The sequence below is a fragment of the Streptomyces sp. NBC_01198 genome (assembly GCF_036010485.1).
GTDB lineage: Bacteria > Actinomycetota > Actinomycetes > Streptomycetales > Streptomycetaceae > Actinacidiphila.
This window is the reverse complement of record NZ_CP108568.1, coordinates 2,202,027-2,215,240: the sequence shown is the minus strand read 5'-3', so window position 1 is coordinate 2,215,240 and position 13,214 is coordinate 2,202,027. Positions and strand designations below refer to the sequence as shown.

Sequence of the window (13,214 nt, the reverse complement as noted above, 5' to 3'; positions counted from 1 at the left end):
GCTCGCCCCGGCTCACTTCTCCGCCAGCCGGGCCAGTGCGTCGGGGACCTCGTGCACCGACTCGACCAGCGCCACCCGCCAGGCCATCGGATGGTCGCGGGCCAGCGCGTTCAGCAGCGGCCAGGCGGGCAGCTGCTCGGTCCAGTGCACCCGGTCCACCAGCACCATCGGGGTGGGCTCGCCGCGCGAGGAGTAGTAGTTCGGGGTCGCCGCGTCGAAGATCTCCTGGACGGTGCCCGCAGCGCCCGGCAGGAAGACCACGCCGACGTTGCAGCGGGCCAGCAGGGTGTCCTCGCGCACGGCGTTGGCGAAGAACTTCGCCACGTGCGAGGCGAAGGCGTTCGGCGGCTCGTGCCCGTAGAACCAGGTCGGCACGCCCAGCGAGGTGCCGCCCTCGGGCCAGCGCTCGCGTACTTCGAAGGCGGTCAGCGCCCACGCGCCGACCGACGGCCGGAAGGACGGGGCGCCGCCGAGCACGGACAGCGCCTTGCCGAGCATCACGTCGTCGTGGGGTGCGGCGTAGGCGCCGAAGTTGGCCGCCTCCATCGCGCCGGGGCCGCCGCCGGTGGCCACCGTCAGGCCGTCGCGGGCCAGCGCCCGGCCGAGTCGGGCCGCGCCCGCGTAGGCGTCGGTGCCCCGCTTCATCGCGTGGCCGCCCATCACACCGACCACCCGGGCGTCCGCCAGGTGCTCGTCCAGGGCGTCGGTCACGGCGTCGTCGTGGATCGAGCGCAGCATCGAGGCGAGTATGTCCCCGCTGGCCGCGGTCGCCTTGAACCACTCGTACGCCCGGGCGTCCGGGGTGTGCGGGTAGCCGCCGGCCAGATCCGCGTAGAGCTCGGCGGGGCTGTAGAGCGTGGCCCGGTAGGGGTCGAAGGGCAGATGCGGGACCGGCGGGAAGACCAGCGCGCCCCCCGCCCTGACGTGGGCGAGCGCCTGCGGCTCCATCGGGCAGCCGAGGAAGACCGCCTGGGTGGTGTCGGCGACCAGCAGTGCGAACGTACGGTCCGTCAGGTCGACGGCCTGGAGGCGGTATCCGGCGAAGGAGCCCGTCAGGGCGACCCGGTCGAATTCCTCCAGGGTCTCGATCTCACGGGCGGGCGGGGGAGTGGCGTCGGCAGGCACGCCAGCACGATAGCCCGCCGGCCTGTTCACCGGGTGGCCGGGACCGTCGCGAGCCCGGCGACGAGGGCCGTCAGCGGGATCGCGACCGCGAGCAGCACCCCGGCGCGCAGCGCGACGGCACCGCGCAGCAGGGCCGGCGAGGCCCCGAGGTCCCGCAGCGCGGCGGTGGACCGCGCCCTGGCGCCCCTGGCCTCCAGCATCGCGGTGCCGGTGATCGCCAGCACGCACACGCCGATCAGGGCCGCGGCGAAGGTTGTCAGCGGCCCGAGCCGGTGCCCGCCGCCGCTCTGCAGGTCGTAGGTGGCCACCGCGCCCGTCGCCGTCGCGCACAGCAGGCCGAGCGGGCGGCCGATCCTGCGCGCCTCCTGCTGGAGCGCCCGGCCGGCCAGCAGCCGCAGCGCGCCCGGCCGGTGCAGGGCGAGCAGCCGTCCGCACAGGTGCACCAGGCCGGGCCCGGCGACCACCATGCCGACCGAGGCGACCAGCCAGCCGGCCGCCGTCGCCGGCGACACCGAGCCGAGACCGCTGGGCAGCGGCAGCGTGTCGCCGCGCGGCGCGCTCACCTGCACGGCGAGCCCGACCGCGGTCAGCGCGACACCCCAGGGCAGCCCCACCGGCGCCGCGCCCGGCTTCGCCGCCCGCGGCTGCCACACGCCGGCCGCGACGACGCCGGCCGCGGCCAGCGGCACCAGCGCAAGCAGCGTGGCCGCGCCGGCGACCGGCAGCCGGTGGCCTGCGCCGAGCGGACCCGACGCGGAGCCCGCGTAGGGCACTCCGCCCAGGTCGCCGCGCAGGTAGAGGAAGAGCAGCAGGGCGACGGCGCTGCCGAGGGCGCAGGCCAGCGCGGCGCCGGCGGCGCCGATCAGTACGGTCGCGGTCCTGCCGAGGCCCATCGCGGCGAGCCCGGAACACGGCCACCCCAGCGGCTGGGCGCGGCCGACCACCGCCGCGAGCTGCACGGTCACCGCGACCGGCAGCAGGCACCACACCAGGCGCACTCCGGCCCCGGCGCCGGGCTGCGTGTGCCCCAGCGCCCAGCCGAGCGCCGACAGCAGCAGCAGTCCCGTACCGGTAGCCGCGGCGACCACCGTCAGCCACCGGCCCATCGCGCCGAGCCGCGCCCCGCGCACCACCCGCCAGCTCAGCACGACGTCCCCCGTCCGCCGGTACGGGCGGGGGCCGCGCTGCCAGGTACGCCCTGGCGCTGTGGGCGCGTCATGCGTTCGCCGGGGCAGGGTCGGGCGTCTCGCGGTCGTGCGTGTGCGCCGCGGTGTCGGGGCAGCCGTCCCGCAGCGTGAGGGTGCGGTCGGCGTAGCCGGCGGTGTCCGGGTCGGTGCCGGCCAGCACCACCGTCATGCCGTGCGAGCGGGCCGCGCTGGCGAGGGTGCGCAGCACCTGGGCGCGGTCGGCGCGGTGCAGCGGCGCCGCCGGGTCGTCGGCGAAGACCACCGCGGGCACCGCGACCAGGGCGCGGGCCACCGCGACCCGCTGCCGCTCCGACTGGAGCATGGCGCCGGGGTGCTTGCGCGCCGCGGCGCCGATGTCGAGCCGCTCGAGCCATTCCATGGCCTTGGCGCGGGCTGCGCGCGAGCGGACGCCGCGCATCAGCAGCGGCAGCGCCGCGTTCTCCCACGCGGTCAGCTCGGGCAGCAGCTGCGGTTCGCTGCCGACCCAGCCGAAGCGCTCCCGGCGCAGCTGGTCGCGGGAGGCGGCGGCCAGGGAGTTGACGGGACCGCCGTTGAACCACACCTCGCCCTGGTCGGGCACCAGCTGCCCGGACAGGCAGCGCAGCAGCGTCGTCTTGCCGGAGCCGCGCGGCCCGACCACTGCGAGGATCTCCCCTTCGCGCACCCCGACCGTGACGCCGAGCAGGGCCGGCGAGCCGCGGTGGGAGTGGCGCAGGGCGCGGGCGAAGAGCACGTCGTTGTCGGGCGGTGCCACCATGCCGTTCCTCCGCGAGTCGTCCCCCCGGCGGCGGGCGGCGGTGTGTCGCCGACGCCGGGGAGTGGGCGGTCACTCCCCGGCACCGTAGGCAGGCGGTGGCCTGGTACGCCCGCAGGCGCGTCGGCCGGCCGCGCCGATCCGTCCGTACGGGTGAGCGCGCCGCGGACGTCGCCGGAGCCGGCGCCGGGCTCCGGGTCCCGCACTGCAGGCCGGCCGCCCCGGCGGCCTCACAGCTTCGTCCAGGCCTCCGTCAGCACGGTCCGCAGGATGCCCTCGATGTCGTCGAAGAGCGCCTGGTCGGAGATCAGCGGCGGGGCCAGCTGGACCACCGGGTCGCCCCGGTCGTCGGCGCGGCAGTACAGGCCGCTGTCGTAGAGGGCCTTGGACAGGAAGCCGTAGAGGACGCGCTCGGTCTCGGCGTCGGTGAAGGTCTCCTTGGTGGCCTTGTCCTTGACCAGCTCGATGCCGTAGAAGAAGCCGTTGCCGCGGACGTCGCCGACGATCGGCAAGTCGCGCAGCCGGCCGAGGGTGGCGAAGAAGTCCGCCTCGTGGTCCAGCACGTGCTGGTTGAGGCCCTCGCGCTCGAAGATGTCGAGGTTGGTCAGCGCGACCGCGGCCGACACCGGATGGCCGCCGAAGGTGTAGCCGTGCAGGAAGGTGTTGCCGCCGCGGTAGAAGGGTTCGGCTAGCCGGTCGGAGATGATGCACGCGCCGATCGGCGAGTAGCCGGACGTCATGCCCTTGGCGCAGGTGATCATGTCCGGCACGTAGCCGAACTTCTCGCAGCCGAACATCGTGCCGAGCCGGCCGAAGGCGCAGATCACCTCGTCCGAGACCAGCAGCACGTCGTAGGTGTCGCAGATCTCCCTGACCCGCTGGAAGTAGCCGGGCGGCGGCGGGAAGCAGCCGCCGGCGTTCTGCACCGGTTCGAGGAAGATCGCGGCGACGGTCTCGGGGCCTTCGAAGAGGATCTGCTGCTCGATCTGGTCGGCCGCCCAGCGGCCGAAGGCCTCCGGGTCGTCGCCGTGGATCGTCGCCCGGTAGATGTTGGTGTTGGGCACCTTGCGCGCGCCCGGCACCAGCGGCTCGAAGGGCGCCTTGAGCGCCGGCAGCCCGGTGATGGACAGCGCGCCCTGCGGGGTGCCGTGGTAGGCGACGGCCCGTGAGATGACCTTGTACTTCGTGTGGTTGCCGGTCAGCTTGTGATACTGCTTCGCCAGCTTCCACGCCGTCTCGACGGCCTCGCCGCCGCCGGTGGTGAAGAAGACCTTGTTGAGGTCGCCCGGCGCGTAGTGCGCGAGCCGCTCGGCCAGCTCCACCGCCTTGGGGTGCGCGTAGCTCCACACGGGGAAGAACGCCAGCTCCTGGGCCTGCTTGTAGGCGGTCTCGGCCAGCTCGTGCCGCCCGTGCCCGGCGTTGACCACGAAGAGCCCGGACAGCCCGTCGATGTAGCGCCTGCCGTGGTCGTCGTAGATGTAGGTGCCCTCGCCGCGCACGATGGTCGGCACCGGGGCGTTCTCGTAGTCCGACATCCGGGTGAAGTGCATCCACAGGTGGTCGTACGCCGTCTTCGACAGGTCTGCGCTCATGGCTATCTGGTTCCCCAGGTGTAGGTCTGCTTGCGGAGCTTGAGGTAGACGAAGCTCTCGGTGGAGCGCACGCCCGGCAGCGCGCGGATCCGCTTGTTGATCAGCTCAAGCAGATGGTCGTCGTCCTCGCAGACGATCTCGGCGAGCAGGTCGAAGGAGCCGGCGGTGATCACCACGTACTCGACCTCGTCCAGTGCCGCCAGCGCCTCCGCGACCGGGTCGATGTCGCCCGCGACGGTGATGCCGACCATCGCCTGCCGGCGGAAGCCCACGGTGAGCGGGTCGGTCACCGCGACGATCTGCATAACGCCCTGGTCGAGCAGTTTCTGCACCCGCTGCCGCACCGCGGCCTCCGACAGGCCGACGGCCTTGCCGATCGCCGCGTAGGGGCGGCGGCCGTCCTCCTGGAGCTGCTCGATGATCGCCTTCGACACCGCGTCGATCGGCGGCGGGGTGCCGTTCATGTCACGTGTGGCCACGCGCCCCACTGTGCAGGAGAGGTCGACGGTCCCGCAAGCCTTTCACGATGAAATTCGTCGCCAGGAGCTCCTCTGGGTACCGATTCGGTTGTCGGTGGGATCCGGGTATGTCGAATACGGCAGTCCTGCGACTAAGCTGGGTGCTGTCTCAGTGCGTGGACACCCGACACAGCACCATGATCCGGACGACCAGGGAGCATTCGCCGTGACCGAACTCCGTACTCTGCGCAACTACATCGACGGAGAGTTCCGTGCCGCCGCGGACGGACGGACCACCGAGGTGGTGGACCCGGTGACCGGCCAGGCGTACGCCACCGCGCCACTGTCCGGCGCCGACGACGTCGACGCGGCCATGGCCGCGGCCGCCGCGGCCTTCCCCGGCTGGCGGGACACCACGCCGTCGGACCGGCAGAAGGCGCTGCTGCGGATCGCCGACGCGATCGAGAAGCGGGCCGACGAGATCGTCGCGGTGGAGAGCCAGAACACCGGAAAGCCGATCGGCCTGACGATGTCCGAGGAAGTCCCGCCCATGGTCGACCAGATCCGCTTCTTCGCCGGCGCGGCGCGGATGCTGGAGGGCCGCTCGGCCGGTGAGTACATGGAGGGCATGACCTCGATGGTCCGGCGCGAGCCGGTCGGGGTCTGCGCGCAGGTCGCGCCCTGGAACTATCCGATGATGATGGCGGTCTGGAAGTTCGCACCCGCCATCGCCGCGGGCAACACGGTGGTGCTCAAGCCGTCCGACACCACCCCGGCGTCCACCGTGCTGCTCGCCGAGATCCTGGGCGAGCACCTGCCCAAGGGCGTCTTCAACGTCGTCTGCGGCGACCGCGACACCGGCCGGCTGATGGTCGAGCACCCGGTGCCCGCGATGGCCTCGATCACCGGCTCGGTCAGGGCCGGCATGGAGGTCGCCGGGTCGGCCGCCAAGGACCTCAAGCGCGTCCACCTCGAACTGGGCGGCAAGGCCCCCGTGGTGGTCTTCGAGGACGTCGACATCCCGCGCGCCGTCGAGGACATCGCGGTGGCCGGCTACTTCAACGCCGGCCAGGACTGCACCGCAGCCACCCGCGTCCTGGTGCACGAGTCGATCCACGCCGAGTTCACCGCGGCCCTGGCCAAGGCCGCCGCGGACACCAAGACCGGCCGGCCCGACGACGAGGACGTCCTCTACGGGCCGCTGAACAACGCCCAGCAGCTCGCGCAGGTCAGCGGCTTCATCGAGCGGCTTCCCGCGCACGCCAGGATCGAGACCGGCGGCCACCGGGTCGGCGAGGAGGGCTACTTCTACGCGCCCACCGTCGTCTCCGGGCTGCGGCAGGACGACGAGATCATCCAGCGCGAGGTCTTCGGTCCGGTCATCACCGTCCAGTCGTTCACCGACGAGGAGCAGGCCCTCACCTGGGCCAACGGCGTCGACTACGCCCTCGCGTCGTCGGTGTGGACCAAGGACCACGCCCGCGCCATGCGGATGTCACGGCGGCTGGACTTCGGCTGCGTGTGGATCAACACCCACATCCCGCTGGTCGCCGAGATGCCGCACGGCGGCTTCAAGCAGTCCGGTTACGGCAAGGACCTGTCCGGCTACGGCTTCGAGGACTACACGCGGATCAAGCACGTGATGACGTCCCTGGACTGAGCACCCGGCCGATGGCCCTGGCCAGTGAGCACGACGGCCGAAGGCCCCGGTCACGTCCCGGGGCGGCGGCTCCCCGTACCGCCGGGCGCGGGGAGCCCCGTCAGGCGCTGCAGCGCGGTCAGCCGGTTCGTGGTGACCGAGTCGGCGCCCAGGGCCAGCAGCCGGCGCATCGAGCGGCGCCAGTCGGCGGTCCAGGCCGCCACCAGCAGGCCGCGCTCGCGGGCGTAGGCGACGGTCGGCGGGTCGACCAGGCCGAAGCGCAGGTTCAGCCAGCGCGGCGCCACCGCGGCGAGCAGCGCGGGCGCGGGACGCGCGGAGGTCTTCCAGGTCAGCGCGATCTCCGCGTCCGCGTCCGCGGCCCGAACGGCACGCATCGCGGTCGCCCCGCCGCAGAAGTAGACCCGCTCCTGCGCCCCGGCGGCCCGGACCGCGGCCAGCGCGGGGGCCGCCTGCTCCGCGCCGTTCAGGTCCAGCAGCATCCGGCCGCGGGCGTGGCGCCGCAGCTCCGCGAGCGCGTCCTCCAGCGTCGGCAGCCCGCCGCCGGTGAGCTCGGCGACCTCGGCGGCGGTGAGCGCGCCGACCGGGTGCGGGAGGTCCCACAGCCGCTCCAGGGTCTCGTCGTGCAGCAGCACGGGCACCCCGTCGAGGGTCACCCGGACGTCGACCTCGACCGCGTCGGCGCCCTTGAGCAACGCGGAGCGCACCGAGGGCAGGGTGTTCTCGCGGTACGCGAACGGATCGCCCCGGTGGGCGACGGTCAGTGCCATGCGGCCGCGTAGCTGTCGATCTCGGCGGCGATCCGCGCCTTGCCCGCCGGGTCGAGGAACGACGCCTCGACCGCGTTCTTCGCCAGCCCCGCCACCCCGAGGTGGTCGAGCTCAAGGAGCCGCGCCGCGACCGCGTACTCGGTGTTGAGGTCGGTGCCGAACATCGGCGGGTCGTCGCTGTTGACGGTGACCAGGACGCCCGCCTCGACCATCCGCCGTATCGGGTGCTCGTCGAGGGTGGCGACCGCGCGGGTGGCGATGTTGGAGGTCGGGCAGACCTCCAGCGGGATGCGGTGCTCGGCCAGGTGGTCGAGCAGCCGCGGGTCGGCGGCCGCGCTGGTGCCGTGGCCGATCCGCTCGGCGCCCAGCTCCCGCAGCGCGTCCCAGATCGTCTCCGGCCCGGTGGTCTCCCCGGCGTGCGGCACGCTGTGCAGGCCCGCCGCCCTGGCCCGGTCGAAGTACGGCTTGAACTGCGGCCTTGGCACCCCGATCTCGGGTCCGCCGAGGCCGAACGACACCAGGCCCTCGGGCCGCAGGTCGAGGGCCAGCCGTGCGGTCTCCTCCGCCGAGGGGAGGCCCGCCTCGCCGGGGATGTCGAAGCACCAGCGCAGCACCACGCCCAGCTCCGCCTCCGCGGCCTTCCGCGCGTCCTCGATCGCCGCCATGAACTCCCGGTCGTGGATGCCGCGCCGGACCGAGCTGTACGGGGTCACGGTCAGCTCGGCGTAGCGCACGTTCTGCCGTGCCATGTCCCTGGCCACCTCGAAGGTGAGCAGCCGCACGTCCTCGGCGTCCCTGATCAGGTCGACCACCGAGAGGTAGACCTGGATGAAGTGCGCGAAGTCCCGGAAGCTGAAGTAGTCGGCGAGCGCCGCGGGATCGGTGGGCACGGCCGAGTCCGGGTGCCGGGCAGCCAGCTCGGCCACGATCCGCGGCGAGGCGGACCCCACGTGGTGGACGTGCAGCTCGGCCTTCGGCAGCCCGGCGATGAAGGCCTCAAGGCCGCCTGCGGGAGCGCTGTCGGGCATGCGGTGTCCTCCTGGACGACGGTGCGGATACGGCCGGCGGTGCCGCCTCATCGTAGAACGCCCGCCGCGCCGCGCCCCGCGGCGTACCGGGTGCGACGCAGGTGGCGCCATGTGCGGGCGGAGTCCACAGATTTCGTCGCGTAACCAAAAGGCAACAACGGAATCCCTTGTTGGAGGACGTCCCCTCTGCCAGGATCAGCCACCAATCCGGGAATTGACCACGCCATCGGGCGACCGTGAGGCCCGGCGGCCGGCCGTGTCAGGTCATCCCCGGGAGAGGCACCAGCAGGCCGATCACCCCCGCGAAGGCCCCGAGACCGGAGGGCGTCACCCATGGAGCAGTACGACCCCCTGCCCCCGTCGCTGCGTGCGGCCCTGCGGCGCAGCACGACCGGTGGACGCGCGGCGATGGGCCGGCGGACGCTGCTGCGTGCCGCGGGCCTCGGCGCGGCCGGTGTCGCGGGCCTGACCGCGTGCGGCATACCCGCGGCGGGCCGCACCGGCGACAGCACCGCGTCCAGCGACCACTCGGCCCAGGAGAAGACCGTCGACTTCTCCAACTGGACCGAGTACATCGACGTCTCGGACGACGGCAAGCACCGCCCGACGCTTGAGGCGTTCACCAAGCGCACCGGCATCAAGGTCAAGTACACCGAGGACATCAACGACAACGTCGAGTTCTTCGGCAAGATCAAGCCGCAGCTGTCCGCGGGCCAGGACACCGGGCGCGACCTGATGGTGCTGACCGACTGGCTGGCCGCCCGGATGATCCGGCTCGGCTGGGTCCAGCAGCTGAACCCGGCGCATCTGCCGCACGCCTTCGCCAACCTCGAACAGCGCTTCCGCAGCCCCGACTGGGATCCCGGCCGCGCCTACTCCTACCCCTGGCAGGGCATCGCGACCTGTATCGCCTACAACAAGAAGGCCACCAAGGGCCGGGCGGTCACCTCGATCTCGCAACTGCTCGACGACCCCTCGCTCAAGGGCCGGGTCGCGATGCTCTCCGAGATGCGCGACACGATCGGCATGACGCTGCTCGACATGGGCCACAAGCCGGAGACGGTCACCGACGACACCTACGACGCGGCGATCGCCCGGGTGCAGAAAGCCGTGGACAGCCAGCAGATCCGCAAGTTCACCGGCAACGACTACACCGACGGGCTGAGCAAGGGCGACATCGCCGCCTGCGTCGCCTGGGCCGGCGACCTGGTGCAGCTGCGGATCGACGACCCGGACATCGAGTACGTCTTCCCCGACGCCGGATTCCTCTTCTCGACCGACAACCTGCTGATCCCCGCCAAGGCGCGGCACAAGGCCAACGCCGAACGCCTCATCGACTACTACTACGAGCCGCAGGTCGCCGCCCAGGTGTCGGCGTACATCGCCTACGTGTGCCCGGTGGCCGGGGTGAAGCCGTATCTGGCGAAGATCGACCCGTCGCTCGCCTCCAACCCGCTGATCCTCCCGGACGCCGCGATGGACGCCAAGTCGCACAGCTTCCGCTCCCTCAGCGAGGACGAGGACACCCGCTACGAGGAGAAGTTCTCCAAGCTCATCGGCGCCTGACCCGAGGACACCTGCCATGACGACCGCACCCTCCGCAGCACCCGGCGACGCCGTCCGCCTCTCCGGGCTCAGCAAGACCTACGGGTCCTTCACCGCCGTCCATCCGCTGGACCTCGCCGTCCCCGCGGGGTCGTTCTTCGCCCTGCTCGGCGCGTCCGGCTGCGGCAAGACCACCACCCTGCGGATGATCGCGGGCCTGGAGACCCCCACGGCGGGCTCCGTGGCGCTCGGCGGCCAGGACGTCACCGCCCTGCCGCCGTACAAGCGCCCGGTCAACACGGTCTTCCAGAACTACGCGCTCTTCCCGCACCTGGACATCCACGAGAACGTCGCCTTCGGGCTGCGCCGCCGCGGTGTCAAGTCGGTCGAGCAGCAGGTCGGCGACATGCTCGACCTGGTGCAGCTCGGCGGGTTCGGCCGCCGCAAGCCGCACCAGCTCTCCGGCGGGCAGCAGCAGCGGGTCGCCGTGGCCAGGGCGCTGATCAACAAGCCCGAGGTGCTGCTGCTCGACGAACCGCTGGGTGCCCTCGACCTCAAGCTGCGCCGGCAGATGCAGCTGGAGCTCAAACGCATACAGACCGAGGTCGGCATCACCTTCATCCACGTCACCCACGACCAGGAGGAGGCCATGACGATGGCCGACACCGTCGCGGTGATGAACGCCGGCCGGGTCGAGCAACTGGGCGCCCCCGCGGACCTCTACGAGAACCCGGGCTCCACCTTCGTGGCGAACTTCCTCGGCACCTCCAACCTCATCGAGGCGGAGGTCACCGGCACCTCGGGCGGCGACATCCTGCTGGTCTCGGCGGGGCAGCCCCTCACGCTGCCCGCCGCCCGGTGCAGCGCCGAGGTCGCCACCGGCGGCACGGTGCTGGCGGGGGTGCGCCCGGAGAAGATCGCGCTGGCCCACCGGGACGACGAGGACGCGATACCCGAGGGGCGCAACCGGGTGCCGGGCCGGATCGTCGACTCCAGCTTCATCGGGGTCTCCACGCAGTACGTGATCGACAGCCCGGTCTGCCCGGAGCTTGAGGTCTTCGTGCCGAACGTCGAACGCGACGGCCGGCTCGTACCGGGCGCGCCCGTCGTCCTGCACTGGAATCCGGCGCACACCTTCGGCCTCGACGCGGCCCAGGACATCGACGCCGGCCTGGGCGCGGACGCGGAAGACGCCGCGTACTCCCCGAGCGCGCCCGCGCCGAGCGCGAGCGGCAAGGACGCCGCGGGCAACGGCGGTACGGCAAAGGACGGCTCCGCCGCGGAGGCCGCCGTATGAGCGCCGCCACCGCGCAGGCCGCCGGGCCGCCACCCACCGCGCCGGAGCCCGGGTCGCTGCCCGCCGCACTGCGCCGGGCGGCCGGGCGGCGCCGGCTGACGCCGTATCTGCTGCTGCTCGCCGGTGTCGCCTGGCTGCTGGTCTTCTTCGTCGCGCCGATGGTCTACCAGGCCTCGACCTCGGTGCAGACCGGCTCGCTCGACAAGGGCTTCAGGGTCACCTGGCACGTGGCGACCTACTGGGACGCGCTGCGCGAATACTGGCCGCACTTCCTGCGCTCGCTGCTCTACTCCGGCATCGCCACCGCGGCCTGCCTGGCGATCGGCTACCCGCTGGCGTACATGATCGCCTTCAGGGCCGGGCGCTGGCGCAACGTGGTGCTGGTGCTGGTGATCGCACCCTTCTTCACCAGCTTCCTGATCCGCACCCTGGCCTGGGAGACGATCCTGGCCGACCAGGGCCCGGTGGTGTCGTTCCTCAACACCGTGCACCTGCTGGACGTCACCTCGTGGCTGCACATCACCCAGGGCGACCGGGTGCTCGCCACCCCGCTGGCGGTGGTCTGCGGACTGACGTACAACTTCCTGCCGTTCATGATCCTGCCGCTCTACACCTCGCTGGAGCGGATCGACGGGCGGCTGCACGAGGCGTCAGGCGACCTGTACGCCACGCCCTTCACCACCTTCCGCAAGGTGACCTTCCCGCTGTCGCTGCCCGGGGTGGTGGCGGGCACCCTGCTGACCTTCATCCCGGCGTCCGGCGACTACATCAACGCCGAGTTGCTGGGCTCGACCAACCAGAAGATGATCGGCAACGTCATCCAGTCCCAGTTCCTGCGGGTGCTGGACTACCCGACGGCCGCCGCGCTGTCCTTCATCCTGATGGCGGCCATCCTGGCGATCGTCACCGTCTACATCCGCAGGGCCGGGACGGAGGAGCTGGTCTGATGCAGACGCGTCCGATGCGCTGGCTGCGCAGGAACGTGGTGGTGCTCGCGGGAGTCCTCGCGCTGGGCTACCTCGTGCTGCCCAACCTGGTGGTGCTCGTCTTCTCCTTCAACAAGCCCAAGGGCCGCTTCAACTACACCTGGAACACCTTCTCCACCGACGCCTGGCAGCACCCCTGCGGTGTCGCCGACATGTGCGGCTCGCTCACCTTGAGCCTGCGGCTCGCGGTCTACGCCACCCTCGGCGCGACCGTGCTGGGCACCATGACCGCCTTCGCGCTGGCCCGCTACCGCTTCCGCGGCCGGGCGGCCACCAACATGCTGATCTTCCTGCCCATGGCGATGCCCGAGGTGGTGATGGGCGCCTCGCTCGGCACGCTCTTCCTCAACATGCGGATCCGCTTCGGCTTCTGGACGATCCTGATCGCACACATCATGTTCTGCCTGAGCTTCGTGGTCGTCGCGGTCAAGGCCCGCATCATGAGCATGGACCCGCGGCTGGAGCAGGCCGCGCAGGACCTCTACGCCACCCCCGCCCAGACCTTCCTGCGGATCACCCTGCCGCTGGCGGCGCCCGGCATAGCGGCGGGCGCGATGCTCTCCTTCGCGCTGTCCTTCGACGACTACATCATCACCAGCTTCAACGCGGGCAACACCGTGACCTTCCCGATGTTCGTCTGGGGTTCCGCCCAGCGCGGCACCCCGGTGCAGGTCAACGTGATCGGCACGGCCATGTTCGTGATCGCGGTGCTGCTGGTGGTCGCCGGCCGGCTGGTCGGGGGCCGCCGCAGGGGGGCGCGCAGCTGACCCCCGCGGCCGGCCCCCGTGCCGGACCGCAGACACCGCCGCACCACC

At 72.1% G+C, this 13,214-nt stretch carries 12 protein-coding genes; 5 read left to right on the top strand and 7 right to left on the bottom strand.

What is annotated here, in order from left to right; genetic code table 11:
* Nucleotides 1–12 precede the first annotated feature (12 nt).
* The 5 genes from OG702_RS09815 to OG702_RS09795 form a co-directional block, all read right to left on the bottom strand.
* Entirely contained in the window at nt 13–1,125 is a 1,113-nt protein-coding gene (locus OG702_RS09815; RefSeq protein ID WP_327288470.1) for an LOG family protein, read from the bottom strand.
* 26 nt (nt 1,126–1,151) lie between these two features.
* A complete protein-coding gene (locus OG702_RS09810) occupies nt 1,152–2,273 on the bottom strand; it encodes a hypothetical protein (RefSeq protein ID WP_327288469.1) in 1,122 nt (373 codons plus the stop codon).
* Between the two features lie 67 nt (nt 2,274–2,340).
* Nucleotides 2,341–3,069 (bottom strand): ABC transporter ATP-binding protein, encoded by a 729-nt coding sequence (locus OG702_RS09805; protein WP_327288468.1) that lies wholly within the window; start codon nt 3,067–3,069, stop codon nt 2,341–2,343.
* A 227-nt stretch (nt 3,070–3,296) separates the two neighbouring features.
* Nucleotides 3,297–4,658, bottom strand: a complete 1,362-nt coding sequence (locus OG702_RS09800; RefSeq protein WP_327288467.1) for an aspartate aminotransferase family protein — start codon at nt 4,656–4,658, stop codon at nt 3,297–3,299.
* Nucleotides 4,659–4,660: 2 nt separating this feature from the next.
* Complete coding sequence (locus OG702_RS09795) at nt 4,661–5,122, bottom strand: Lrp/AsnC family transcriptional regulator (RefSeq protein WP_327293161.1); 462 nt, start codon at nt 5,120–5,122, stop codon at nt 4,661–4,663.
* Nucleotides 5,123–5,342: 220 nt separating this feature from the next.
* On the opposite strand from OG702_RS09795, the gene OG702_RS09790 reads away from it, so the two are divergent.
* A complete protein-coding gene (locus OG702_RS09790) occupies nt 5,343–6,776 on the top strand; it encodes a gamma-aminobutyraldehyde dehydrogenase (protein WP_327288465.1) in 1,434 nt (477 codons plus the stop codon).
* Nucleotides 6,777–6,826: 50 nt separating this feature from the next.
* On the opposite strand, the gene OG702_RS09785 is transcribed toward OG702_RS09790, so the two are convergent.
* Together OG702_RS09785 and OG702_RS09780 are read right to left on the bottom strand one after the other, a co-directional pair.
* Entirely contained in the window at nt 6,827–7,543 is a 717-nt protein-coding gene (locus OG702_RS09785; protein ID WP_327288464.1) for a glycerophosphodiester phosphodiesterase, read from the bottom strand.
* The gene (locus OG702_RS09780) at nt 7,534–8,571 is read right to left on the bottom strand and encodes an adenosine deaminase (protein ID WP_327288463.1); all 1,038 of its coding nucleotides are present in this window, start codon (nt 8,569–8,571) and stop codon (nt 7,534–7,536) included. Before OG702_RS09780 ends, OG702_RS09785 begins: the two co-directional genes overlap by 10 nt.
* A gap of 333 nt (nt 8,572–8,904) precedes the next feature.
* Between OG702_RS09780 and OG702_RS09775 the strand changes: the two genes are divergently transcribed.
* The 4 genes from OG702_RS09775 to OG702_RS09760 are packed head-to-tail and all read left to right on the top strand — an operon-like array spanning nt 8,905 to nt 13,166.
* Complete coding sequence (locus OG702_RS09775) at nt 8,905–10,137, top strand: polyamine ABC transporter substrate-binding protein (RefSeq protein ID WP_327288462.1); 1,233 nt, start codon at nt 8,905–8,907, stop codon at nt 10,135–10,137.
* Between the two features lie 16 nt (nt 10,138–10,153).
* A complete protein-coding gene (locus OG702_RS09770; RefSeq protein WP_327288461.1) occupies nt 10,154–11,413 on the top strand; it encodes an ABC transporter ATP-binding protein in 1,260 nt (419 codons plus the stop codon).
* Nucleotides 11,410–12,360: an ABC transporter permease gene (locus OG702_RS09765; RefSeq protein ID WP_327288460.1), complete on the top strand. Its 951-nt coding sequence runs from the start codon at nt 11,410–11,412 to the stop codon at nt 12,358–12,360. Before OG702_RS09770 ends, OG702_RS09765 begins: the two co-directional genes overlap by 4 nt.
* Nucleotides 12,360–13,166, top strand: a complete 807-nt coding sequence (locus tag OG702_RS09760; protein WP_327288459.1) for an ABC transporter permease — start codon at nt 12,360–12,362, stop codon at nt 13,164–13,166. Before OG702_RS09765 ends, OG702_RS09760 begins: the two co-directional genes overlap by 1 nt.
* Nucleotides 13,167–13,214: the final 48 nt, after the last annotated feature.

What these genes read in the sequence shown, in the direction of transcription:
- OG702_RS09805 (WP_327288468.1), bottom strand. Translation starts at nt 3,069, where the DNA reads ATGGTGGCACCGCCCGACAACGACGTGCTCTTCGCCCGCGCCCTGCGC.
- OG702_RS09800 (WP_327288467.1), bottom strand. Translation starts at nt 4,658, where the DNA reads ATGAGCGCAGACCTGTCGAAGACGGCGTACGACCACCTGTGGATGCAC.
- OG702_RS09795 (WP_327293161.1), bottom strand. Translation starts at nt 5,122, where the DNA reads ATGAACGGCACCCCGCCGCCGATCGACGCGGTGTCGAAGGCGATCATC.
- OG702_RS09785 (WP_327288464.1), bottom strand. Translation starts at nt 7,543, where the DNA reads ATGGCACTGACCGTCGCCCACCGGGGCGATCCGTTCGCGTACCGCGAG.
- OG702_RS09780 (WP_327288463.1), bottom strand. Translation starts at nt 8,571, where the DNA reads ATGCCCGACAGCGCTCCCGCAGGCGGCCTTGAGGCCTTCATCGCCGGG.
- OG702_RS09775 (WP_327288462.1), top strand. Translation starts at nt 8,905, where the DNA reads ATGGAGCAGTACGACCCCCTGCCCCCGTCGCTGCGTGCGGCCCTGCGG.
- OG702_RS09770 (WP_327288461.1), top strand. Translation starts at nt 10,154, where the DNA reads ATGACGACCGCACCCTCCGCAGCACCCGGCGACGCCGTCCGCCTCTCC.
- OG702_RS09765 (WP_327288460.1), top strand. Translation starts at nt 11,410, where the DNA reads ATGAGCGCCGCCACCGCGCAGGCCGCCGGGCCGCCACCCACCGCGCCG.
- OG702_RS09760 (WP_327288459.1), top strand. Translation starts at nt 12,360, where the DNA reads ATGCAGACGCGTCCGATGCGCTGGCTGCGCAGGAACGTGGTGGTGCTC.